A 21,800-nucleotide genomic window follows, 5' to 3' on the forward strand; every position below is an offset into this window, starting at 1 on the left:
CCTGTTTTCTGGAAAACCACATTGAACGCTTCTTTCGAATTGGCACTTGACACCGCACGCGCCGCAGCCGGCATGCAGCATTATCCGGAAGCCACGCTGTACGTCGTGGCCACCCCCATTGGTAACCTGGCCGACATCACCCTGCGCGCCCTGCACGTACTGCAACTGGTGCATGCCATCGCCTGCGAAGACAAGCGCCACACCCAGCCGCTGCTGCGCCAGTATGGCATTGACAAACCCTTGCTGGCCGTCCACCAGCACAACGAAGCCGAAGCCGCCGCAGGCGTCGTGGAGCGCTTGCAGCGCGGCGAGCGCGTGGCCTATGTCAGCGACGCCGGAACCCCCGCCGTCAGCGACCCCGGCGCGCGCCTGGTGGCAGCCGTGCGGGCCGCCGGTTTCAAGGTCATGCCCTTGCCCGGTGCCAGCAGCGTGACCGCCGTCCTCAGCGCCGCCGGCGTGACCCGCGCTGAAGGCAGCGACGGCAATGGCAGCAGTTTTGTGTTTGCCGGTTTTTTACCCAGCAAGGCTGGCGAGCGCGACCAGGCGATTGCCTTGCTGCAAGCCGACCCCCGGGCCACGGTGATTCTGGAAGCGCCGCACCGCATCGAGGCACTGGCCCGCGCGCTGGCCGTATTGCAGGGCCGGCTCATCACCGTCGGGCGCGAGCTGACCAAGCAGTTCGAGGAAATTGCCACCCTGCCCGCGCAGGATTTCGCAGACTGGCTCGAAGCCGGCCCGCAGCGCACGCGGGGTGAATTTGCCTTGGTGCTGCACGCATCGGCCCCGCATGAAGGCCCCGACGACAGCCTGCGGGTGCTCAAACTGCTGCTCGCCGAATTGCCGCTGAAAACCGCCGTGAAGCTGGCTGCCGACATTACTGGTGCGGCGCGCAACGAGCTGTACGAAAGCGCATTGAGACTCAAAACAGAATGAACCCGAACGCTGACCAACTCTGGCGCGGCCCCCGCTGGGCATTGGCCGCCCTGCTGGCCGTGCTTGGCATGCTGGGGCCGTTTTCCATCGACACCTACATTCCGGCTTTTTCGGGCATGGCCCGGTCACTGGGCGCCAGCCCGGTGGAAATGCAGCAAACCCTGTCGGCCTACCTGTTCGGCTTCGCTTTCATGAACCTGTTTCATGGCGCGCTGGCGGACAGTTTTGGCCGGCGGCCGGTGGTGCTGTGGGGCATTGCCATGTTCACGCTGGCGTCGGCTGGCTGCGCGCTGTCGCAAAACGTGGAGGAGCTGGTGTTTTTCAGGGCCATGCAGGGCCTGTCCACCGGGGCGGGCATTGTCGTGTCGCGCGCAGTGATACGCGACATGTTTCCACCGGCGCAGGCACAGCAGGTGATGAGCCAGGTGACGATTTATTTTGGCGTCGCGCCCGCGCTGGCGCCCATCGTCGGCGGCTGGTTGTTTGTGCATCTGGGCTGGCACAGCATTTTCTGGTTTCTGACCGGGGTCGGCATCGTGCTCTGGGTGACCAACTACAGGTTTTTGCCTGAAACCCTGGAGCCTGAAGCCCGCCAGCCTTTCAAGGTGCGCCACCTGATGCAGGGCTACTGGCAACTGGGTTCGAGCCTGCGCTTTTTGCTGCTGGCGCTGGCCAGCGGCGTTCCCTTCAATGGCATGTTTTTGTATGTGCTCGCAGCGCCGGCTTTTCTGGGTGACCACCTGGCGTTGCAGCCCACGCAGTTTTTCTGGTTTTTCATGCTGACCATCTCCGGCATCATGTCCGGCGCTTGGTTGAGCGGCCGCCTGGCCGGAAAAATCCCGCCCAAAAAACAAATTCGGCACGGGTTCGCCATCATGCTGACAGCGGCCGTGTTCAACCTGGTAGCCAATCTGTTTTTTACCGCGCATGTGTCGTGGGCGCTGTTTCCGATTGCAATCTTTGCCTTTGGCTGGGCGCTGATGGTGCCGGTCGTTACGCTGCTGGTGCTTGACCTGTACCCTGAGCGGCGCGGCATGGCGTCATCGCTGCAGGCCTTCATCGGCTCCACGGCCAATGGGCTGGTGGCCGGGGTGATCGCGCCGCTGGTGATGCATTCCACGCCCGCGCTGGCCGCCGTGTCGCTGGGCATGCTGTGCATTGGCCTGGTCGCCTGGGTGTATCTGCACCACCGCTGGCCGGAAATTGGCCGCGCAGTGCAATAAAGCCCCCCCTGCAATCAGTCCCTGTTGAACAGCCTCATGGGTATTTCCATGCCCTGCCCGGTGCGCTGAACCCGGTTGTCGGCGTCCAGATAGACCCAGTAATACATGTCCTGCAAAGCATCGCGCCAGCGATAGGTCATGATGTCGCCAGACCAGGAAGCCACGCGGTCTATGGTTGCGGGCCGGCCAAACTCGCGTTCCACGTCCTCGCGCGTCCACTTGCCCGGCTCGATTTTTGAAAATTCCTTGAGCGTCATGACCTGCCGCACCGAAACCACCCTGCCGGCAGCGTCCAGATCGACCATCACCACGCTCTGTCCGGCCGGCTGGGCGGAGTATTGCAGCCGCGTGCCCGCGCTGACGGCCACCACCCGCGTCGGTGTGCCGTAACTGGCCATCACTTCATCTTGCGACATGCCCGGCGTCACCGGCGTGAAAGCACAGCCCGCCAGCAGCAGCGCAGCCACAGTCAGGCTAAAAAATGTTTTGCCGAGTTTCATGAATCACTCCTGATTGCGGGGCATTGTTCGAGCAGCGCGCATTGAAAATGTTCAGCTGCGGCGAACTCTGGCAACGCCCGTCAAACCGCATGACCGTGTCTTTTCAAGCGTGAAAAATGCGCTCTAGCGCCGACTTTAAATCCTGGCGGCAAAGTGCGTACCCCCCGGTTACAGCCTATTGACAGGCCGACCGATTGCAGCCTCAATAGGCAAGGAATAAAGGCTTGATTCCCGACCCATATTCCAGTTTTTCCAGTGCCCAAAACAGGGTCAAGCGCGGCCATCCTTCCTCTCATGACAACGCCAGGAGACTCATCACATGACCCCTTTTTCGCCTGACATGCTGGCGCTGCAACGCCTGTACCACTGGGAGAGAACAACGCCCGGCCAGATCACCCTGACGCAGCCTATGGGCAGCAGTGTGATTCATGAATTCACCTGGCGCGAGGTCGCTGACCAGGTGCGCCGCATGGCCGCTTACCTGCAGTCGCAAGGGTGGCCGCCCGGCTCGAACGTGGCCATCCTGTCGAAGAACTGCGCCTGGTGGCTGATGAGCGATCTGGCGATCTGGATGGCCGGGCATGTCTCGGTGCCGCTTTACCCCACGCTGGCGCCCGACACCATCACCCACATCCTCAAACACAGCGAAGCCAAAGCCTGCTTTGTCGGCAAGCTCGATGCCTGGGAAAACATGAAACCCGGCATCCCCGCCGGTCTGCCCTGCATCAGCTACCCGCTGTCTCCGCCCGATGTCATCAAAAGCTGCGAAGGCTGGGACGCCCTTTGCGCCCGCCAGTCGCCCCTGCAGGGCGAGGTGCATCGCGGCGCGCAAGAGCTGGCAACACTGATTTACACCTCGGGCACCACGGGCCAGCCCAAGGGCGTGATGCAAAGCTTTGGCAGTTTTGCGTGGGCACTTGAAGCCGGCATCACACGCATCACCATGACGTCCGAAGACCGCATGCTGTCTTACCTGCCGCTGGCCCACGTCGTCGAGCGCGTACTGGTCGAGCATGGCTGGCTGCGCACCGGCATGCACCTGTACTTTGCCGATTCGATTGACACTTTTTCAGCCGATTTGCAGCGCGCGCGCCCGACGATCTTTTTCTCGGTGCCCCGACTCTGGGTCAAGTTCCAGCAGGGTGTTCACCACAAGATGCCGCCGGCCAAGCTCCAGTTTCTGCTGTCAATTCCCGTTATTGGCGGCCTGGTGCGGCGCAAGATTCTCAAGGCGATGGGGCTGGACCAGTGCCGCATTGCAGCGGGCGGCGCAGCGCCCATGCCGATGGCGCTGCTGAACTGGTATCGCAAGCTCGGCCTGCCCATCAACGAAGGGTACGGCCTGACGGAAAACCTTGCGGTTTCACACCTGACGATACCGGGCATCAATCAGCAAGGCTCGGTGGGGCCGGCTTACAAAGGCGTGGAAGACCGCATTGACCCGGAAACCGGCGAAATCCACATGCGCAGCCCGGCCCTGATGATGGGCTACTACAAAGACCCGGTGCAAAGCCGTGCCGCCTTGACCGATGACGGCTGGCTGCGCACCGGCGACAAAGGCAAGATCGATGCACAGGGCAATCTGCATATCACCGGGCGTGTCAAGGACTTGTTCAAGACCAGCAAGGGCAAGTACGTAGCACCCGCGCCGATTGAAGACAAGCTGGTGATGCACGAAGCCGTCGAGGCCTGCGTGGTGACCGGTGCCAACCTGGGCCAGCCGCTGGGCATTGTGATGCTGAACGAGCCAGCCGTAGCCCGTATACGGGATGCGGCCGCACGCGCGGAGCTGGAAACATCGCTGGCCGCACACCTGCAAAGCGTTAATGCCACGCTGGACCCGCATGAGCAGCTGAAATGCCTGGTGGTGGTGACCACGGCCTGGACGGTAGACAATGACATCATCACGCCCACCTTCAAGGTCAAGCGCAACCGCATTGAGGACATTTATTCCGCCAACTACGAACGCTGGGAGGCGTCTGGCAAGAAGGTGATCTGGCAAACCGACTGAGCACGGGTGCTGCAGACGACCAGAGCGCATGCGTTCTGAGCCGAAAACCACTGTTTTTTCATTAAAAAGACCGATTGCGCACGCTGTGTATGCACAATCAGCTATTAATACAGTAGCGAAAAATCCCTGTTTACTCGTATTTTTTGCTTGCCCGTCAAACGGCTGGCGTTCTAGACAATCAGTTCAGGCAGGATTTCGCGCACCCGGTGATCGACGTAGTAGCCGCCGTATTCGGTGTACCTCAGCAGTGTGCGGCCACACCGGTTGCAGGCGTAGGCATCGCACCGGTTACACGGAAAAAATTCCACCGCCACCGGCGCATCGGGCGAGCCGTAGCGCGTACCGTTCGGATGAAATTCCTCCAGCGTCGGCTCGTCAATCGCAGGATCACGCAGGGTGCCGACAGGCCGGAGCAGCTCGCCCGGCCAGCGGTCTTCGGTAAAGCTTTCCCAGCTGCGGCAGCCGCCCAGCGCGCAGGCGCAGGGACTGGTCACACTGTCCACACAGGCTTGTCTTAGCGCCTTGGCATCAAGCAATTGAGTCATGCGTAACGCACCGTATTGCCTGGGTCAGTCCACCGTGGCGCCGGACGCTTTCACCACGGCCGACCATTTTTTGGTGTCTGCCGCGATGAAATTCTTGAACTGCACCGTCGACATGTCCATCGGTTCTGCACCCAGGGCAAACAGGCGCGCCTTGACATCCGTGGACGCCAGAATGATGCGAATTTCCTTGTTCATGCGCTCGGCAATTTCAGTAGGGACACCGGCCGGGCCGAGCACGCCGTACCAAGGCTGTGCATCAAAGCCTTTCAGCCCCAGTTCCGAGACGGTCGGAATGTCGGGAAACGCCGCCGAGCGCTTGGCGCTGGTCACGGCCAGCACCTTGAGCTTGCCGGCCTTGACCTGCGGCATGATGGGCACCGGGTTCTCGAACGTCATGGGCACCTGACCCCCGACCAGGTCGTTCATGGCCGGCCCCGAGCCTTTGTAGGGAATGTGCTGGATCTTGACGCCGGCCTGCACGTTGAACATTTCACCAATGATGTGCTGCGGCGTGCCCGAGCCGGCAGACGCAAAGGCCAGATCGCCGGTCTTTGCCTTGGCAATGATGTCCTTGACGCTGGTCAGCCCGGACTTGGGATTGACGGCAATCACGAAAGCCGCATTGGCAATCGGCGCGACCGCCGTGAAGTCGGTGTTGGGCTGGTAAGGCAGTTTCGGGTAAAGCGAAGGCGCAATCACCAGCGGGCCACTGGAGGCGACCAAAAACGTATAGCCGTCGGGCTTGGCCTTGGCCACATAGTCGGTGCCAATATTGCCGCCTGCGCCGCCCTTGTTTTCGACGATGACGGTCTGGCCCAGAACGCCCTGCAGCTTCGATGCGAGCAAGCGCGCCAGCAAGTCGGTCGTGCCGCCAGGTGCATAAGGCGACACCAGCGTGATGGGCTTGGCCGGCCAGGCGGCCTGGGCCGCCGCAAACAATGGCAAAACCGACAGGGCAACCAGTGCCGGAATAGTGCGAAGGAAATGTCGCTTCATGATGGAAACCTCGTGAGTTTGAAAGAATGAACAAAAGCCCTGAGCCTGACGGGAAAGATGATGAACCTCCCTTTGGCTAAACCGGCCCCGGACAGGGCGGCGCGGCAAGCATAACCGCGCCTGGAAATCCGCATGATGGCGCTGCGGCTATTCCCCTTTAAGAATCAATTTCACGAACCCCGCAGTGCGCGGACGCCGGATTGCCACAGTGTCGGGGCGTGCATGCCTGCAACTGCCAATTTCAAGACAAATAGGCCGCTCGCGCACACCCTGCATGCGATATTAGCTCCTTTTTTAATAGCATTCAGACAGTAGCCGCAAGCCATTTTTATTCACGCAGTTTGCGATATGTCACCGGGATTGCGCGCACGAACTGGCGAGAGTCAGCGCTTGGCAGTAAACTGTTTATGCCTATATTGGCTTGAAAGTCAGGACATGGCCAGGTCTTGATGTGGCGCTCCGTTTTCAGGGACGCCATGACTTGTCGATACGACCATTTACTTGCTGTCGTATCTGGCCAGGTCCCGTTTTAATAAAAGAGAACCCACATGAAATCGAACCGCAGAACCTTTGTCATTCAGTCCGTCATGAGCGCGGGTATTCTGGCTACGACGCGTCTGGCGCAAGCGCAGGCTCCAGCACCGCTAGTGCAGGAAACCGATCCACAAGCCGTTGCACTGGGCTACAAAAACGACGCCACCAAGGCCGACAAGGTCAAGTACCCCAAGTACGCGGCAGGCCAGCATTGCGCCAATTGCGCGCTTTACCAAGGCAAGGCGACTGACGCTGCTGCCGGCTGCCCGCTGTTTGCCGGCAAGCAAGTGGCGGCCAAAGCCTGGTGCAGCGCCTGGGCAAAAAAGGCGTAATGCCATTCGCGGCCTGACAGCAGTCGGGCCGCCTGCCAAACCCTGCAGCCCAATGGACGCGAGTCCAAGGCTGCAGCTCAGCAGAACATCAAGGCCATCAGCGCAGCATCCTCACCCAGGTTGAGCAGCGCATATCCCGCCAGCCTGAAAGCCCAATAAGCGGCTGAATCAGTCAAGGAATAAAAAGTCATCTCAGACCAAATCGCGTGTTGTGGTTTTGCCCGTTCGTGCCAATTTTCGGCGGCAGCCTACTTGAAACCCGGTATCTGCAACCCATTCAGACTCAAACGGCCCGCAAGGCAACATTCAACTGGTCAACCATTTCGGCCCAGTCGGCATCTTCAAGCAGTTCTTCCCTCAGGAAAGCAGCTTGGGCCGCACTCCAGAAAGGCGCATCGGCCAGCGCAATCCCGTCAGCCAGGGGTCTGTGCGCCTCAAGAAACTGCACGATCGCCTGATCGTCTGAAGCCAGCCCCAGTTGTGCAAACAGTTCGCTGAAATGGTGAATAGGTTGGTCCACGATGGCTCTCCGGTTGATTTCAATTGATGCAGCGCCCACGGCTTCAGCGAGGCTTAGCCTGCCAGCCCGACATAGACATTTTGCACATCGTCATGCGCATCGATGGCGGCCAGAAAGGCTTCGACTTCTTCCAGATCGGCAGCGCTCAGGCTGGCCGGATTGACCGGATTCTTCGGCTTGTAGCCCAGCTTGGCAGACAACACATTGAAGCCGTAGGCCGGCAGAGCGCGGCTGACCAGGTCCAGATCGGCGTGCTCAGTCAGGAACAGGCTGGTGCCCTCTTCCTCGCCGGGCTCGAGGTCTTGCGCACCGGCCTCAATGGCGGCCAGTTCCGGGTCAGCATCCGGCGTCAGCGGCGCGGCCTCGATCATGCCCACATGGTCAAAATCCCAGGCCACCGAACCCGAGCTGCCGAGTTGGCCCTTGCGGAACAGCACCCGCATTTCAGGCGCGGTGCGCTTGACGTTGTCGGTCAGGCATTCGACCATCAACGGCACTTGGTGCGGCGCGAACCCCTCATAGATGACATGCTCGAAATGAACGTGCTCATCAGTCAGGCCGGCGCCCTTCTTGAGCGCCCGGTCCAGCGTGTCCTTGGGCATTGAAGCCTTGCGGGCTTGCTCAACCACCAGTCGCAAGCGCGGGTTCATGGCAGGATCAGCGCCATTGCGCGCAGCCACCATGATTTCCTTCACCAGCTTGCCGAATACACGGCCCCTGGCATTGGCTGCCAGATCTTTGCCTTTAGCTTTCCATTGCGCGCCCATGAAGGATGCTCCTTGATTTTTGCGCGTGAATGCGCTTTGATGTGACCGAAATTATGGGGGAGAGTGCGGACTAGCAAGAAGCTCGGCGCACGATCCATCGAAGGGAAGTTTATACACCCGGCCAATTGGTGGCTGAGCAATATTCATGCAGGCTGGCGAGCAAACGCTTGAGCAGTAGCTGTGATTAACGAGGAGGCGGGTCGCTGGCAGGTAGCAGGTGGCACGGTTGGCGCAGGCGGTTCAACTTTTGTCACACTGGAAAGCTCAACGCATGCAGACAGGGCAGCGTCCGTTCGGCACCAACAACAACGCCAACCAGCGAGGTTGGCGTGATGACAAAAAACACAAGGGTTTCAGTGTGTCGTGAATGGTGCGGCTGGCGGGGATCGAACCCACGACCCTTGGCTTCGGAGGCCAATACTCTATCCACTGAGCTACAGCCGCAACGCTGAAAATCATTTGCGCCAAAGTAAGAGGGTGCGAACTTCAGGCTTTTTGATCTTTGCGCAGTGATGACCACTGCACACAGCGCATGATTCTATCAGCCGTCCCTGCCTTCCAGAATTTTCGTACCCGCCGCTATAATGCGCCGATGCTGTAGCAGCCCGCAACAGTCCCCGATTTTTTGTTTTTTTGAGGACGCCATGAGCGCTAACGATCACACCACAGCCCACGAAGAAGCCCACACCGGCCCGATCAAATCTCCCCAGCAACTGCTGGCGGCTGTTTTTTTCTCATTCGTGGTTCCAATTTTCGCCATTATTGGCCTGGTTTATTACGTCACCTCGGCCAATAAACCGCTGGCGGGCGCTGATGACGCTGACCGGGCAGTGGCCCATCGGATCCAGAAAGTCGGCATGGTTGAAATCCGTGACGCCAACCGCCCTCTGCGCGCTGGCGAAGAAGTCTACAAAGGCCAGTGCATTGCCTGCCACGGAACAGGCGCAGCTGGAGCCCCCAAATTCGGCGATGCCGCTGCCTGGGCGCCTCGCATTGCGACCGGCTATGAAGCTTTGCTCAATTCAGCACTCAAAGGCAAGGGTGCCATGGCTGCGCAGGGCGGCGGCGATTTTCAGGATATCGAGATTGGCCGTGCGGTGGTCTACATGACGGCGGCCGCTGGCGGCAAATTTGCAGAACCTGCAGCACCAGCAGGCGCCGCACCTGCGGCAGACGCGGCGGCTGCTCCAGCTGCTGCACCCGCTTCGGCCGCTGCACCGGTTGCTGCCGCTGCCCCGGCAGAAACACCTGCCGCACCTGCTGCACCGGCCCCAACCACGCAGGTTGCCGCCGCAGACTCGGGCGCGGGTGAAGCCCTTTACAAACAAGCTTGCGTTGCCTGCCATGCTGCAGGCGTGGCCGGTGCACCCAAGTTTGGCGACAAGGCAGCGTGGGCGCCCCGTATCCAGACCGGTCTCGACGCGCTGACCGCCAGCGCCATTAAAGGCAAAGGCGCCATGCCACCCAAAGGCGGTTCTGCCGCCTCTGATGCAGACATCCATTCAGCCGTTGTCTACATGGTGAACGCTGCCAAATAAGGCACAAAAGCCCTCAAGACAAAAAGCCGATCACTGACCGGCTTTTTTAATGGCTAAATTGCTTTTTTGAATAGAAATAAGCCGATGCGCAAGTAAGGCGTGCGCAGTCAGCTATGTTTTTTGTAGCAAGCTTGGACTGCGCACATAGACAAATCGACCCGGCAGTTGAGCAGCCTGCAGCGTTTGCGGCACCCACAAGCCCTGTTCAATGGCATCCGCCGCATGCGTCATGTCTTGCGTGTGGACCAAGCCAAAACCCAGATCGGTTTCGAGGTAAAGCCGGCCCTGTTCGTCCAGCAGGCAGCGCTGGACGCGTGCCGTCTGGCCGGTATGCGCTGTCACGCCAAAACCGGGCGCTGGATCGACGCGCCAGATAAACGGCGTGGCTTCGAGCTCAACATACACGCGCTGGGGACCATTCTGGAAAAACCACTGGCCGCTGGCATCGCTCTCGTAATTGCGCTGAATGAAATCAATCAGCTTGTCGTGCAGCAGCAGCGATCCCTTGCTGGGCGCTTGGCCGTCGTCGCCCTCTGCACGCGCGAAAGGCCCGGCGGCTTGCGCCTGGTCGTCGCGCATGTACCAGTTTCCGCGTGCATCCAGACCGAGCCAGCCGTAGCAGTCGGGAACGTTGGGCCACTTAGCAATCGCTTGTCGAACAATGTCATCCATCTGCCTATTTTGCGCTGCTTTGAGCCGCCCTGTGGTTTGTAGGTGCGTTGGCTCAAAGCTGTGCGGCCAGGAAGCTGCAAACTGCCTCCGGCATGGCGCGCACATGCGCCGGGAAGCTTGATGAAGGAAAGCCGACGTGGCCGCCCTGCGCCGGCTGCCACAAGGTGACTTGAGGGCTGACATCGGCAGGCCGGGGCAGGCTTGTGTCCGGAATGAAGGGGTCATTCAAGGCATTCAGCGCCAGCGCAGGCACGCCAATCTGGCTCATATAAGGCTTGGCCGAGGCGCGCGACCAATAATCATCCACGCCTTTGAAGCCGTGCACCGGGCCGGTAAAGATATTGTCAAATTCATAAAGATCGCGCGCCGCCAGCAGCGCGTCGCGGTCGAACAGGCCGGGGTGCTGGGCCAGCTTTTGCAGCGCCTTGGGCCGCATGGACTTGAGAAACATGCGGGTGTACACCTGCCGGTTAAAGCCCTGGCCAATCGCCCGGCCACTGGCCGCCAGATCCAGCGGTGCGCAAACCGATGCCACAGCCGCGACCACCTGCCCGGCCTGCACGCCCATTTCGCCCGCCCAGCGCATCAGGGCGTTGCCGCCCAAAGAAACACCCACGGCCATGACCGGCCCGTTGTGCTGGGCAGCAAAGCGCCTGAGCAACCAGTCGATTTCAGCAAAATCACCGGAATGATAGGCACGCGGTGCCAGATTGAGTTCGCCCGAGCAACCGCGAAAGTGCGGCACGGCGCAAGCCCAGCCCCGGCGACTGGCAACGCTGGCAAAGGCTTGGGCATAGTGGCTGGCCGATGAGCCTTCAAGCCCATGAAAAACCACCAACAGCGGCTGTTTGGACGCAATTGGCGGCAGTCCCTGCTGCGGGGGCGTCTCCTCGAGCCAGTCCACATCCACAAAATCGCTGTCAGGCGTTGTCCACCGCTCGCGGCGAAACACGGGCGCCTGACCGATGAAGCGACGGGCACGCAAAGCGGCCCAGATCGTCTGCGTATTGCCATCAGGCAGCCACCAGGGCGCTCCGTAATTCATAGCTGCCAACGCCCGTCATTAATGCACAAAGGGCATTTTTTACACTTGCTGCAACGCATGCAAGGAGCGGGGTTTGACAAGGGGTGCTTTGGGGTGTCGCATGGGGCCAATCGGGGTCAGTCGGGAAAAGACATTGAATAAAGATGCTGCGGGCTGTTTTTTTGGAGGATGTTCAGCACTGTGCTTGCACTCAGGCACGCCCGCATAGCTTCAATTATGGTAGTGTTGCGGCTTGAATTTTGGAGGCTTTTACATGTCATTTCGTCTATTAAGTTTATCTTTCGTCGCCTTGCTCAGCTTGCTGCTGTCGGGCTGTGGTTACAACCAGTTCCAGACCCTGGACGAGCAAACCAAATCCGCCTGGGCTGAAGTGCTGAACCAATACCAGCGCCGTGCCGACCTGGTGCCCAACATCGTGGCCACGGTCAAGGGCGAAGCGGCTTTCGAGCAAGACACGCTGACCAAGGTAATTGAGGCGCGCGCCAAGGCCACTTCGATTCAGGTCACGCCTGAAACGCTGAACGATCCGGCCGCCTTCAGCAAGTTTCAGGCAGCGCAGGGCGAGCTGGGCAGTGCCCTGAGCCGCCTGATGGTGGTCAGCGAACGTTATCCCGATCTGAAAGCGAACAAAGGCTTCAGCGATCTGCGGGTGCAGCTCGAAGGCACTGAAAACCGCATCACCGTGGCACGCAACCGCTACATCCAGACGGTGCAGGAATACAACGTGCTGGCACGCAGCTTCCCGAACAACCTGACTGCGATGATTTTTGGCTACAAGGTCAAGCCCAGCTTTGCAGTCGCCAACGAAGCCCAGATTTCGACCCCGCCGGTGGTTGATTTCAACAAGAAATAAGCGGCTCGATGCAAATCCCGCTTCGCCTCCTGTTATCTGCGCTGTTTGGCAAACTGGCGCCGTCGCCCGGCCGGCTGGTTTCGGGCCTGCTGCTGACGCTCTGCCTGTCATTCGCCAGCTTTACGGCCTGGGCGCAAGGCGTTCAACCCGTCCCTACCCTGACGGCGCATGTCATGGACAGTACGGGCACCCTCAGCGCCGCGCAACGCGAAGCGCTGGAGGCCAAGCTGACCGCTTTTGAAAAGGCGCGCGGCGCGCAGGTGGTGGTGCTGATGGTGTCCACCACCCAGCCCGAAGACATTGCGGCCTATGCCCAGCGGATCGGCGACAGCTGGAAAATCGGGCGTAAAAGCATTGGCGACGGCTTGCTGCTGGTGGTGGCCAAAAATGACCGCACCGTGCGCATCGAAACGACCAAGACGCTCGAAGGCCCCATTCCCGACTTGATGGCCAGCAGAATCATCGAAAACGCCATCACGCCACGGTTCAAACAGGGCGATTTTGCCGGTGGACTGAATGCTGGCACCGACCAGATCATTGCGCTCATCAGCGGCGAAAACTTGCCCACACCTCCCCAAGGCAGCGCCAATACCCGCAATCTAAACGGCGGCTTTGACTGGACCACGCTGGCCGTATTCCTGTTTGTTGCAGTGCCCATCGGTGGCCGTGTGCTGTCGAGTGTGCTGGGGCGCAAGCTGGGTTCGGTTGCTACGGGCGGTGCAGTGGGTGTGCTGGCGTGGCTTTTCAGCAGCAGCCTGGTGATTGGCGCCATTGCAGCTTTGGCAGGCATGGTGTTCGCGCTGATGAGCGGCTTGGCCGGCATGACGCGTGGCGGCGGCTCTTCGGGCTGGAGTGGCGGTGGCGGCTTTGGCGGTGGCGGTTTCGGGGGTGGCAGAGGCGGTGGTGGCGGTGGTTTTAGCAGTGGCGGCGGCGGAAATTTCGGCGGCGGCGGCGCGTCAGGTAGTTGGTAAGCACGATGAGCAAATTCGCCCTTTTGCTTAAACACCTGTGGCTGGACGAAGCCGACACCCGGCGCGCCATCCCGCCCGACATGGTGCAGCGGCTGGCCGAACGGGTCGCAGCCAGCGAACAGCGTCACACGGGGCAAATCCGGATCTGCGTCGAGTCTTCATTGCCTGCCAGTTACCTGTGGCGGCTGGACCGTGACACCACGCTGGGCGAGCTGATCCGGCAACGCGCTCTGACAATGTTTGGCAAACTGCGCGTCTGGGACACCGAGCACAACAACGGCGTGCTGATTTATGTGTTGCTGGCAGAGCATGCGATTGAAATCATCGCTGACAGGGGCTTGATGCACCCTGTTGAAGCTACGCATTGGCAGTCTGTCGTAGCCAATATGAGCGGTGCCTTCCAGGAAAATCGCTATGAAGACGGGCTGACGCAGGCGCTGGAAGAAACTTCGGGCGTGCTGGTGGCACATTTTCCGCGTATCGATGCGTCATCGCCTTATCCCAACGAACTGCCTGACACGCCGCTGCTGCAGTGACGCAAGACGGCGGCCTGTGCTGACCGCTACTATTTTTATAGCTGATAGCGCATATTGGACAAGCGCCTGAGCCATTTTTCGTATATAAACTCAGAAAAATTTCTGAACTCTATCGAGTTTTTTCAAATTTACTCAGCATTCAGGGATTTGGTCATGCAGGCATGAAAAAGCCCCTGGCTTGCGGCAGGGGCTGGATGCAGATTCCTTTGACAGAACGCTGCAGTTACAGACCGAAGTCTGCGTTGTATTGAGCTTATTTTTTCTGGCGGTATTTGCGCAACGCGGCAATCTGGGCAGCCATGACGGCGAGCTCTGACTGGGCCATTGCGATATCAATATCGGTTTTCGCGTTCTTCAGCGCTTCTTCAGCCAGGGCCTTGGACGCCGTTGCTTTGGCTTCGTCCAGATCCTTGCCGCGAATGGCCGTGTCGCTCAAAACGGTCACGCAGTTGGGCTGCACTTCCAGCAGGCCACCGGCGACAAACACAAACTCTTCCGTGCCGTCCGCTTTTTCAATGCGCACGGTGCCCGGACGAATGCGGGTAATCAGGGGGGTGTGGCGCGGGTAGATGCCCAGTTCGCCCACTTCGCCTGGCAAAGCCACAAATCGGGCTTCACCGGAGAAGATGGACTCTTCTGCGCTGACGACATCGACGTGCATGGTATTCATACGTACTCCAATTTAAAAGGTGTGGGCAAAGTTGGCCTTTGCAGTGATCCGCTGAAAGCCGTGAGGCCACACCGCAGATCAGACAAAGGCCGGCTTTACTACATCTTTTTGGCTTTTTCGAAGGCTTCGTCGATGGTGCCGACCATGTAGAAGGCCTGCTCTGGCAAATGGTCGCACTCGCCAGCCACAATCATCTTGAAGCCGCGAATGGTTTCGGCCAGGCTGACGTACTTGCCGGGCGAGCCGGTGAACACTTCAGCGACGTGGAACGGCTGTGACAGGAAACGCTGGATTTTCCGGGCACGGGCCACGGCCAGCTTGTCTTCTGGTGCCAATTCGTCCATGCCCAGAATCGCGATAATGTCGCGCAATTCCTTGTAACGCTGCAACGTGCCCTGCACCGCACGGGCGGTTGCATAGTGGTCTTCACCCACGACATTAGGGTCAAGCTGGCGGCTGGTCGAGTCCAGCGGATCGACCGCCGGATAGATACCCAGCGAAGCGATGTCACGCGACAGCACCACGGTGGAATCCAGGTGAGCAAAGGTGGTGGCAGGCGATGGATCGGTCAAGTCATCGGCAGGCACGTAAACGGCCTGGATGGAAGTGATGGAACCGACCTTGGTCGAGGTAATACGCTCTTGCAGGCGACCCATTTCTTCGGCCAGCGTTGGCTGGTAGCCCACGGCGGAAGGCATACGGCCCAGCAGGGCGGACACTTCGGTGCCGGCCAGGGTGTAACGGTAGATGTTGTCCACGAAGAACAGCACGTCGCGGCCTTCGTCACGGAAGGACTCGGCAATCGTCAGGCCGGTCAGCGCCACGCGCAAACGGTTGCCTGGGGGCTCGTTCATCTGGCCATAGACCATCGCGACTTTGGAGTCTTCGAGCTTCTCAAGGTTCACGACGCCGGAATCGGCCATCTCGTGGTAGAAGTCGTTGCCTTCGCGGGTACGCTCGCCCACACCGGCAAACACGGACAAACCCGAGTGCGCCTTGGCGATGTTGTTGATCAACTCCATCATGTTCACGGTCTTACCGACACCGGCACCGCCGAACAGACCCACTTTGCCGCCTTTGGCGAACGGGCAAATCAGGTCAATCACCTTGATGCCGGTTTCGAGCAGTTCTTGCGAAGGGCTCAATTCGTCATAGGCCGGGGCCTTGCGGTGGATGGAAGCGGTGAGTTCCTGGCTGACCGGGCCACGCTCGTCAATCGGCGCGCCCAGCACGTCCATGATGCGGCCCAGCGTGGCTTTGCCGACGGGAACCGTGATCGGGGAACCGGTGTTGTACACCATGTTGCCGCGACGCAGGCCGTCAGACGTACCCAGCGCAATCGTGCGCACAATGCCGTCACCCATCTGCTGCTGGACTTCCAGCGTCAGTGCGGAGCCTTCCATCTTGAGGGCGTCATAAATTTTCGGCATCTGGTTACGTGCAAACTCCACGTCCACCACCGCGCCAATACACTGAACAATCTTGCCCTGAACGCCTGTGTTCACTTGTAGATTCTCTTGAGCCATGACCGAATCCTTTTCGTTCTTTAAATCTTGCAAATCGCAGCTTAAACCGCTGCAGCACCGGCAACGATTTCCGAAAGTTCTTTCGTGATCGCCGCTTGACGCGTTTTGTTGTAAATCAGTTTCAACTCGCCAATCACGCTACCGGCGTTGTCGGTGGCAGACTTCATGGCCACCATGCGGGCCGAATGCTCGGAAGCCATGTTTTCGGCCACTGCCTGGAAAACCAGCGCCTCAACGTAGCGAACCAGCAACTCATCAATCACGGTTTGCGCATCCGGCTCATAGAGATAGTCCCAGCTGTGCTGGTCTTTGTCCGCCTGCATGCGCTCTGCGCTCAGGGGCAGCAACTGCTCAACGACCGATTCCTGCTTCATCGTGTTGACAAAGCGGGTGTAGCAAAGGTAAACCGCCTTGATCTTGCCTTCGCTGTACGCATCGAGCAGCACCTTGACGGGGCCGATCAGCTTGTCCAGATGCGGTTTGTCGCCCAGCTGCGTGGCATGCGCCACGACCTTGACGCCGATGCGGTTCAGGAAACCCAAACCCTTGTTGCCAATGGCAACGGCCTGGGCATCTTCGCCTGCAGCCTGCAATTCCTTGAGCTTCGCTGTCAGAATACGCAACACGTTGGTATTCAAACCGCCGCACAAACCCTTGTCGGTTGTGACCACGATAAACCCGGTCGTTTTAGCCTCGTTGGGCGCCATGAACGGATGGGTGTATTCGGGGTTAGCCTGACTCAGGTGGACGGCAATGTTACGAATCTTGTCGCTGTAAGGACGGGCTGCGCGCATCCGTTCCTGCGCCTTGCGCATTTTGGAGGCCGCCACCATTTCCATGGCTTTGGTGATCTTGCGGGTGTTTTCCACCGACTTGATCTTGCCGCGTATTTCCTTGCCTGCTGCCATTATTGGACCCCCACGCTTTTCATTTCATGTAATGCGCTGCCCCCAGAAGGGGCCGCTGCGCCTGCGATCCGGCAGAGCCGGTTCCGCGGCCCCTGCTTTAAAAGGCGGCCCGTACTGGTGTTCACTGCGCTCATAGGTCGATTGCTATTGCTCAGGCAAACGTTTTCTTGAACGCAGTCACAGCAGTCGTCAACTCGGCCTCGGCATCCTTGTCCATGGCTTTGTTGGCTTCGAGCTTGGCCATCAGGGCCGCATTCTTGTCCTTGAGCCATGCATGCAGGCCGCTTTCAAAAGCCAGTACCTTCTTGACTTCGATGTCGTCCATAAAGCCCTTGTTCACAGCGAACAGCGTAGCGCCCATGTTGGAAATCGACAACGGTGAGTACTGCGCCTGCTTGAGCAGCTCGGTCACGCGGGCACCACGGTCCAGCTGCTTGCGGGTCGCTTCGTCCAGATCGGAAGCAAACTGCGCAAACGCAGCCAATTCACGGTACTGGGCCAAGTCGGTACGAATACCACCGGACAGGTTCTTGATCAGCTTGGTCTGGGCAGCACCACCGACGCGCGACACCGAGATACCGGCGTTGATGGCGGGGCGGATACCGGCATTGAACAGGCTGGTTTCCAAAAAGATCTGGCCATCGGTAATCGAAATCACGTTGGTTGGGACGAAAGCAGACACGTCACCGGCTTGCGTTTCAATGATTGGCAACGCAGTCAGTGAGCCGGTCTTGCCAGTCACTGCACCTTTGGTGAAATCAGAAACATACTTCTCGTTCACGCGGGCGGCACGCTCCAGCAGACGGCTGTGGAGATAGAACACGTCGCCAGGATAGGCTTCGCGACCTGGTGGACGACGCAGCAACAAGGAAACCTGGCGATAAGCCACGGCCTGCTTGGACAAGTCGTCATACACAATCAGCGCGTCTTCACCGCGATCGCGGAAGTATTCGCCCATAGTGCAACCCGAGTAGGCGCTGACGTACTGCATGGCAGCCGATTCAGAAGCCGACGCAGCCACCACAATGGTGTACTCCATGGCGCCGGCTTGCTCCAGCGAGCGCACCACGTTCTTGATGGAAGAGGCCTTTTGGCCAATTGCCACGTACACGCACGAAACGCCTTGGCCCTTTTGGGCAATGATGGCGTCAATGGCAACGGCAGTTTTGCCGGTCTGGCGGTCACCAATGATCAGCTCGCGCTGGCCACGACCGACCGGAACCATCGAGTCAATCGACTTGATGCCGGTTTGCAAAGGCTGATCGACCGATTTACGGGCGATCACGCCAGGCGCAACCTTTTCAATCACGTCGGTCATCTTGGCGTTGATCGGGCCTTTGCCGTCAATCGGCTGACCCAGCGCATTGACCACGCGGCCAAGCAGCTCAGGGCCCACCGGCACTTCCAGAATACGACCCGTGCATTTGACGGTATCGCCTTCAGCAATGTGTTCGTACTCGCCCAGAATCACGGAGCCGACCGAGTCGCGCTCCAGGTTCAGTGCCAGACCAAAAGTTGGCGTGCCATCCGCCGTGGCGGGGAATTCAAGCATCTCGCCCTGCATCACATCGGACAGGCCGTGGATGCGGACAATACCGTCGGCCACCGACACCACGGTGCCTTGGTTACGGATGTCGCTGCTTGCGGCGAGGCCTTCGATACGGCTCTTGATCAGTTCAGAAATTTCTGCGGGATTGAGTTGCATGACTCTTTCCTTCTTTCTATGTTATTGGCTAAAAACCCGGGACGATGCGAGAACTTCGCGTCAGTTCAGGAAATCAGCGCCACTTTCATTTGCTCTAAACGGGCTTTCACCGAAGTGTCCAGCACCTCGTCACCCACGACCGCGCGAATTCCACCAATCAGCGACGGATCAAGTTCGACCTTGACATCGAGCTTGCGCCCAAAACGCTGTTCCAGCGCCGCTGCGACTTCACGCAAGGCTTGCTCGTCCATCGGAAAAGCGCTGAAGACGACCGCATCGGTCGTACCGCCCGCAGCGTTCTTGAGCGAACGAAACTGGCTGGCAATCTCTGGCAGCGCAGACAGACGACCGTTCTCAATCACGATGCGCAGGAAATTCCTGGCCGCCTCGGGCAAAGGACCGTTGTCTTTGCTGGCCACATCGGCCATCACGTCAAACACCTGAGCCACGTCGACCTTCGGACTGTCGGCAAACTGGAGCAGCTGGGCATTTTCAGCCACGGCTGCCAGCCGGTCCAGCCAGACGGCTGTGGCGGACAGATCGGAGCCCTGCGCCTTGAACAGCGCATCTGCGTAAGGGCGGGCAATGGTTGCAAGTTCAGCCATAGTTTTTCTGCCTTGCTTCGCTTTACAGCTCGGTTTTCAGGCGGCTCAGCAAATCGGCATGAACCCCGGCATTGACTTCCTTGCGGAGAATCTGCTCGGCGCCCTTGACAGCCAGCAAGGCGACCTGCTCGCGCAGTGCCTCTCTGGCCTTGACCGTTTGTTGACCGGCTTCAGCCTGGGCTGCAGCAATGATCTTGTTGGCTTCTTCGACGGCACGGGCCTTGGCTTCTTCAATGATGCCCTGGCCCCGGCGGTCTGCATCGGCCAGACGGGTAGCGGTCTCGGTGCGCGAGGTTGCCAATTCGGCCTCAACACGCTTGTTGGCGGTGGAGAGTTCGGATTTGGCTTTGTCAGCGGCAGCAAGACCGTCAGCGATTTTCTGTGCCCGCTCGTCCAGCGCTTTTGTGATTGGTGGCCACACGAACTTCATCGTGAACCAGACCAGGATCGCAAAAACGACAGCCTGCAGGAACAGGGTGGAGTTAATGTTCACGGCTTATTCCTTATAGAACCTACCAGGGTTTGCCGAAAAATTAACGCAGCACAAACGGGTTGGCAAAGGCGAACAGCAGGGCGATAGCAACACCAATCAGGAAAGCAGCGTCAATCAGACCGGCCAAAATGAACATTTTGGTTTGCAGGTCGTTCATGAGTTCAGGCTGGCGAGCCGAGGCTTCCAGAAACTTGCCACCCATCAGGGCGATACCGATAGAAGCGCCGATAGCGCCGAGACCAACGATCAAACCGCAAGCCAAAGCGACGAGTCCGAGAATGTTTTCCATGAATTGCTCCTAGAGATGAGGGAAAAGTAAAAAAAGAAAGAAACCAACTAACAAAAAAGCTCAGTGTGAATCGTGGGCCTGTCCCACGTAAATCAACGTCAACATCATGAAGATGAAGGCTTGCAGCGTGATCACCAGGATGTGGAAGATGCTCCACACGGTTCCGGCAACGACATGCCCAAATCCCAGCCAGAACATCCCCGTGAGCGGGTTGAACTGCCAGGCCCACACGCCACCCATCAGGGCGATCAGCATGAAGACGAGTTCGCCGGCAAACATGTTGCCGAACAACCGCATGCCGTGCGAGACGGTCTTGGCGGTAAATTCAATCATTTGCATCAGAAAGTTGATCGGATACAAAAACCAGTGGTCGCCAAACGGCGCAGCAATGAGTTCGTGCGACCAGCCGCCGATGCCCTTGATCTTGATGTTGTACACCAGACAGACCAGCAATACGCTGACGGACAAGCCGAGGGTGGTGGACAGGTCGGCCGTGGGCACGACACGCATATAGGCATGCTCAGGATCATGGCCCGCAGCACCATAAAGCATGGCCCAGATTCGGGGAATCGCATCAACCGGCAGCATGTCCATGGCGTTCATCAGGAAAATCCAGACGAACACGGTAAGCGCCAGCGGCGACACCAGCTTGCGGCTCTTGGGATTGTGAATCACGCCCTTGGCCTGGCTGTCGACCATTTCCGACAGAATTTCAACCGCTGCCTGGAAGCGGCCAGGAACGCCTGAAGTGGCTTTGCGGGCTGCGCGCCACAGGAAAAAGCAGCCGATGACGCCCAGCAAGACCGAATAAATCAGCGAGTCAAGGTTGAACAGGCTGAAATCGACAATGCTGCTTTGCTTGACGCTTTCCAATGAGAAATTTGTCTGCAGATGCTGCAGGTGGTGCTGGATGTACTCTCCAGACGTCGGGGCATGTATTCCAGCGTTTTCAGCAGCAGACATAAGTCACCAATTCGTCAGTTCTTCAAAAATTTTATTGATCGAGTCTTGCGCGCCGAGCGAAGCCACATGGCCACCCAGTACACCTTCATCGTCACCACGAAACCTGCCAGCAAGGCCAGCCAATTCAACCCCTCAACCAGCCTTGGCGCAGCGAAGAGCATCGCCACTGTCAAGGCAATCTTGACCATTTCCCAGACAAAAAATCCAACCAGCGCCGCATTTCCATGCGTTGCCGATTTCTGCCGGGACAGTCCCCGCGCAAACAATGCAGCAGGAAGCACCACCGCCAGCGCACCATAAGCAGCAGACCAGCCCATCAGCGGCTGACCCGTCAAAATCCAAGCCAACAAAGCCACCAAACTGCCAACACCAACCTGCCCTGCCAAAACAGCCCATAAAGAAATCGGCGGATTTAACGCCCGAATCTTTTGTGCTTCTTCGCGTGTCAGGGGCTTGAACTCTTCGTCTTGCGCCTCAGTTGTTAGCTCTTCACTGTCTGACTCAACTGCTTGCACACTATTTTTATGCGCAAGGCTCTCAGGGTATTTAGCCGCTGCATCTGCCATTGTGTGCCTCGCAAATTACATGAAGGTTACGGTGCCCAACTTCAGCAAAGCCTCTGATTATACGTAGAAACCCCCGCGGCTTTGCTGTCTTGGCGCGCG

Annotated in this window: 24 protein-coding genes and 1 tRNA gene; 8 read left to right on the top strand and 17 right to left on the bottom strand. The window is 58.9% G+C overall.

Features of this window, described 5'->3' with window-relative positions; genetic code table 11:
- Nucleotides 1-72: 72 nt before the first annotated feature.
- Complete coding sequence (gene rsmI, locus RCH06_RS02230; RefSeq protein WP_327079919.1) at nucleotides 73-933, top strand: 16S rRNA (cytidine(1402)-2'-O)-methyltransferase; 861 nt, start codon at nucleotides 73-75, stop codon at nucleotides 931-933.
- Nucleotides 930-2,156, top strand: coding sequence for a multidrug effflux MFS transporter (locus RCH06_RS02235; RefSeq protein WP_327079804.1), 1,227 nt, complete (start codon nucleotides 930-932; stop codon nucleotides 2,154-2,156). The genes rsmI and RCH06_RS02235 overlap by 4 nt, the downstream gene beginning before the upstream one ends.
- A gap of 14 nt (nucleotides 2,157-2,170) precedes the next feature.
- On the opposite strand, the gene RCH06_RS02240 is transcribed toward RCH06_RS02235, so the two are convergent.
- Nucleotides 2,171-2,656 carry a hypothetical protein gene (locus RCH06_RS02240; protein WP_327079805.1) on the bottom strand — a complete coding sequence of 162 codons (486 nt, stop codon included), beginning with the start codon at nucleotides 2,654-2,656 and terminating at the stop codon, nucleotides 2,171-2,173.
- A gap of 319 nt (nucleotides 2,657-2,975) precedes the next feature.
- Here RCH06_RS02240 and RCH06_RS02245 point away from each other — a divergent pair, with 319 nt between their 5' ends.
- A complete protein-coding gene (locus tag RCH06_RS02245; protein ID WP_327079806.1) occupies nucleotides 2,976-4,667 on the top strand; it encodes an AMP-binding protein in 1,692 nt (563 codons plus the stop codon).
- Between the two features lie 170 nt (nucleotides 4,668-4,837).
- Here RCH06_RS02245 and RCH06_RS02250 read toward each other — a convergent pair whose 3' ends face one another.
- Nucleotides 4,838-5,212 (bottom strand): hypothetical protein, encoded by a 375-nt coding sequence (locus tag RCH06_RS02250; protein ID WP_327079807.1) that lies wholly within the window; start codon nucleotides 5,210-5,212, stop codon nucleotides 4,838-4,840.
- A 24-nt stretch (nucleotides 5,213-5,236) separates the two neighbouring features.
- On the bottom strand, nucleotides 5,237-6,208 hold the full coding sequence (locus RCH06_RS02255; protein WP_327079808.1) for a Bug family tripartite tricarboxylate transporter substrate binding protein: 972 nt from the start codon (nucleotides 6,206-6,208) through the stop codon (nucleotides 5,237-5,239).
- A gap of 548 nt (nucleotides 6,209-6,756) precedes the next feature.
- On the opposite strand from RCH06_RS02255, the gene RCH06_RS02260 reads away from it, so the two are divergent.
- Nucleotides 6,757-7,074: a high-potential iron-sulfur protein gene (locus tag RCH06_RS02260; protein ID WP_327079809.1), complete on the top strand. Its 318-nt coding sequence runs from the start codon at nucleotides 6,757-6,759 to the stop codon at nucleotides 7,072-7,074.
- Between the two features lie 283 nt (nucleotides 7,075-7,357).
- Here the strand turns inward: RCH06_RS02260 and RCH06_RS02265 are convergent, their stop codons facing one another.
- The 3 genes from RCH06_RS02265 to RCH06_RS02275 form a co-directional block, all read right to left on the bottom strand.
- Complete coding sequence (locus RCH06_RS02265) at nucleotides 7,358-7,594, bottom strand: DUF2789 domain-containing protein (protein ID WP_327079810.1); 237 nt, start codon at nucleotides 7,592-7,594, stop codon at nucleotides 7,358-7,360.
- Nucleotides 7,595-7,647: 53 nt separating this feature from the next.
- Entirely contained in the window at nucleotides 7,648-8,361 is a 714-nt protein-coding gene (locus RCH06_RS02270) for a YebC/PmpR family DNA-binding transcriptional regulator (RefSeq protein ID WP_327079811.1), read from the bottom strand.
- 368 nt (nucleotides 8,362-8,729) lie between these two features.
- A tRNA-Arg gene (locus RCH06_RS02275) sits at nucleotides 8,730-8,805 on the bottom strand.
- Nucleotides 8,806-9,005: 200 nt separating this feature from the next.
- Here RCH06_RS02275 and RCH06_RS02280 point away from each other — a divergent pair.
- Nucleotides 9,006-9,899 (top strand): c-type cytochrome, encoded by an 894-nt coding sequence (locus tag RCH06_RS02280; protein WP_327079812.1) that lies wholly within the window; start codon nucleotides 9,006-9,008, stop codon nucleotides 9,897-9,899.
- 111 nt (nucleotides 9,900-10,010) lie between these two features.
- Here RCH06_RS02280 and RCH06_RS02285 read toward each other — a convergent pair whose 3' ends face one another.
- A complete protein-coding gene (locus tag RCH06_RS02285) occupies nucleotides 10,011-10,571 on the bottom strand; it encodes a DUF2946 family protein (protein ID WP_327079813.1) in 561 nt (186 codons plus the stop codon).
- 52 nt (nucleotides 10,572-10,623) lie between these two features.
- Entirely contained in the window at nucleotides 10,624-11,616 is a 993-nt protein-coding gene (locus tag RCH06_RS02290) for a YheT family hydrolase (RefSeq protein WP_327079814.1), read from the bottom strand.
- A gap of 253 nt (nucleotides 11,617-11,869) precedes the next feature.
- On the opposite strand from RCH06_RS02290, the gene RCH06_RS02295 reads away from it, so the two are divergent.
- Genes RCH06_RS02295 through RCH06_RS02305 form a run of 3 tightly spaced genes read left to right on the top strand, consistent with a single transcriptional unit; the run spans nucleotide 11,870 to nucleotide 13,976 of the window.
- On the top strand, nucleotides 11,870-12,469 hold the full coding sequence (locus RCH06_RS02295; protein ID WP_327079815.1) for a LemA family protein: 600 nt from the start codon (nucleotides 11,870-11,872) through the stop codon (nucleotides 12,467-12,469).
- Nucleotides 12,470-12,477: 8 nt separating this feature from the next.
- On the top strand, nucleotides 12,478-13,440 hold the full coding sequence (locus RCH06_RS02300; RefSeq protein WP_327079816.1) for a TPM domain-containing protein: 963 nt from the start codon (nucleotides 12,478-12,480) through the stop codon (nucleotides 13,438-13,440).
- A 5-nt stretch (nucleotides 13,441-13,445) separates the two neighbouring features.
- Nucleotides 13,446-13,976: a TPM domain-containing protein gene (locus tag RCH06_RS02305; protein WP_327079817.1), complete on the top strand. Its 531-nt coding sequence runs from the start codon at nucleotides 13,446-13,448 to the stop codon at nucleotides 13,974-13,976.
- Nucleotides 13,977-14,229: 253 nt separating this feature from the next.
- On the opposite strand, the gene RCH06_RS02310 is transcribed toward RCH06_RS02305, so the two are convergent.
- From RCH06_RS02310 to RCH06_RS02350, 9 genes are all read right to left on the bottom strand, one after another.
- Nucleotides 14,230-14,646, bottom strand: a complete 417-nt coding sequence (locus RCH06_RS02310) for a F0F1 ATP synthase subunit epsilon (protein WP_327079818.1) — start codon at nucleotides 14,644-14,646, stop codon at nucleotides 14,230-14,232.
- A 98-nt stretch (nucleotides 14,647-14,744) separates the two neighbouring features.
- Nucleotides 14,745-16,172, bottom strand: a complete 1,428-nt coding sequence (gene atpD, locus RCH06_RS02315; RefSeq protein ID WP_327079819.1) for a F0F1 ATP synthase subunit beta — start codon at nucleotides 16,170-16,172, stop codon at nucleotides 14,745-14,747.
- A 41-nt stretch (nucleotides 16,173-16,213) separates the two neighbouring features.
- Nucleotides 16,214-17,080: a F0F1 ATP synthase subunit gamma gene (gene atpG / locus RCH06_RS02320; RefSeq protein WP_327079820.1), complete on the bottom strand. Its 867-nt coding sequence runs from the start codon at nucleotides 17,078-17,080 to the stop codon at nucleotides 16,214-16,216.
- A gap of 151 nt (nucleotides 17,081-17,231) precedes the next feature.
- Complete coding sequence (gene atpA, locus RCH06_RS02325; RefSeq protein ID WP_327079821.1) at nucleotides 17,232-18,785, bottom strand: F0F1 ATP synthase subunit alpha; 1,554 nt, start codon at nucleotides 18,783-18,785, stop codon at nucleotides 17,232-17,234.
- 65 nt (nucleotides 18,786-18,850) lie between these two features.
- Complete coding sequence (locus RCH06_RS02330) at nucleotides 18,851-19,390, bottom strand: F0F1 ATP synthase subunit delta (RefSeq protein WP_327079822.1); 540 nt, start codon at nucleotides 19,388-19,390, stop codon at nucleotides 18,851-18,853.
- 22 nt (nucleotides 19,391-19,412) lie between these two features.
- A complete protein-coding gene (locus RCH06_RS02335; RefSeq protein WP_327079823.1) occupies nucleotides 19,413-19,883 on the bottom strand; it encodes a F0F1 ATP synthase subunit B in 471 nt (156 codons plus the stop codon).
- A 40-nt stretch (nucleotides 19,884-19,923) separates the two neighbouring features.
- Nucleotides 19,924-20,172: a F0F1 ATP synthase subunit C gene (gene atpE / locus RCH06_RS02340; protein WP_011799683.1), complete on the bottom strand. Its 249-nt coding sequence runs from the start codon at nucleotides 20,170-20,172 to the stop codon at nucleotides 19,924-19,926.
- A 60-nt stretch (nucleotides 20,173-20,232) separates the two neighbouring features.
- A complete protein-coding gene (gene atpB, locus RCH06_RS02345; protein WP_327079824.1) occupies nucleotides 20,233-21,135 on the bottom strand; it encodes a F0F1 ATP synthase subunit A in 903 nt (300 codons plus the stop codon).
- A 14-nt stretch (nucleotides 21,136-21,149) separates the two neighbouring features.
- Nucleotides 21,150-21,701 (bottom strand): ATP synthase subunit I, encoded by a 552-nt coding sequence (locus RCH06_RS02350; protein WP_327079825.1) that lies wholly within the window; start codon nucleotides 21,699-21,701, stop codon nucleotides 21,150-21,152.
- Nucleotides 21,702-21,800 lie beyond the last annotated feature (99 nt).

Source organism: Polaromonas sp. CG_9.5, assembly GCF_035984465.1.
Taxonomy (GTDB): Bacteria; Pseudomonadota; Gammaproteobacteria; order Burkholderiales; family Burkholderiaceae_C; genus Polaromonas.

Coding starts and splice junctions, on each gene's coding strand:
- rsmI (WP_327079919.1), top strand. CDS start 73: ATGCAGCATTATCCGGAAGCCACGCTGTACGTCGTGGCCACCCCCATT.
- RCH06_RS02235 (WP_327079804.1), top strand. CDS start 930: ATGAACCCGAACGCTGACCAACTCTGGCGCGGCCCCCGCTGGGCATTG.
- RCH06_RS02240 (WP_327079805.1), bottom strand. CDS start 2,656: ATGAAACTCGGCAAAACATTTTTTAGCCTGACTGTGGCTGCGCTGCTG.
- RCH06_RS02245 (WP_327079806.1), top strand. CDS start 2,976: ATGACCCCTTTTTCGCCTGACATGCTGGCGCTGCAACGCCTGTACCAC.
- RCH06_RS02250 (WP_327079807.1), bottom strand. CDS start 5,212: ATGACTCAATTGCTTGATGCCAAGGCGCTAAGACAAGCCTGTGTGGAC.
- RCH06_RS02255 (WP_327079808.1), bottom strand. CDS start 6,208: ATGAAGCGACATTTCCTTCGCACTATTCCGGCACTGGTTGCCCTGTCG.
- RCH06_RS02260 (WP_327079809.1), top strand. CDS start 6,757: ATGAAATCGAACCGCAGAACCTTTGTCATTCAGTCCGTCATGAGCGCG.
- RCH06_RS02270 (WP_327079811.1), bottom strand. CDS start 8,361: ATGGGCGCGCAATGGAAAGCTAAAGGCAAAGATCTGGCAGCCAATGCC.
- RCH06_RS02280 (WP_327079812.1), top strand. CDS start 9,006: ATGAGCGCTAACGATCACACCACAGCCCACGAAGAAGCCCACACCGGC.
- RCH06_RS02285 (WP_327079813.1), bottom strand. CDS start 10,571: ATGGATGACATTGTTCGACAAGCGATTGCTAAGTGGCCCAACGTTCCC.
- RCH06_RS02290 (WP_327079814.1), bottom strand. CDS start 11,616: ATGAATTACGGAGCGCCCTGGTGGCTGCCTGATGGCAATACGCAGACG.
- RCH06_RS02295 (WP_327079815.1), top strand. CDS start 11,870: ATGTCATTTCGTCTATTAAGTTTATCTTTCGTCGCCTTGCTCAGCTTG.
- RCH06_RS02300 (WP_327079816.1), top strand. CDS start 12,478: ATGCAAATCCCGCTTCGCCTCCTGTTATCTGCGCTGTTTGGCAAACTG.
- RCH06_RS02305 (WP_327079817.1), top strand. CDS start 13,446: ATGAGCAAATTCGCCCTTTTGCTTAAACACCTGTGGCTGGACGAAGCC.
- RCH06_RS02310 (WP_327079818.1), bottom strand. CDS start 14,646: ATGAATACCATGCACGTCGATGTCGTCAGCGCAGAAGAGTCCATCTTC.
- atpD (WP_327079819.1), bottom strand. CDS start 16,172: ATGGCTCAAGAGAATCTACAAGTGAACACAGGCGTTCAGGGCAAGATT.
- atpG (WP_327079820.1), bottom strand. CDS start 17,080: ATGGCAGCAGGCAAGGAAATACGCGGCAAGATCAAGTCGGTGGAAAAC.
- atpA (WP_327079821.1), bottom strand. CDS start 18,785: ATGCAACTCAATCCCGCAGAAATTTCTGAACTGATCAAGAGCCGTATC.
- RCH06_RS02330 (WP_327079822.1), bottom strand. CDS start 19,390: ATGGCTGAACTTGCAACCATTGCCCGCCCTTACGCAGATGCGCTGTTC.
- atpE (WP_011799683.1), bottom strand. CDS start 20,172: ATGGAAAACATTCTCGGACTCGTCGCTTTGGCTTGCGGTTTGATCGTT.
- atpB (WP_327079824.1), bottom strand. CDS start 21,135: ATGTCTGCTGCTGAAAACGCTGGAATACATGCCCCGACGTCTGGAGAG.
- RCH06_RS02350 (WP_327079825.1), bottom strand. CDS start 21,701: ATGGCAGATGCAGCGGCTAAATACCCTGAGAGCCTTGCGCATAAAAAT.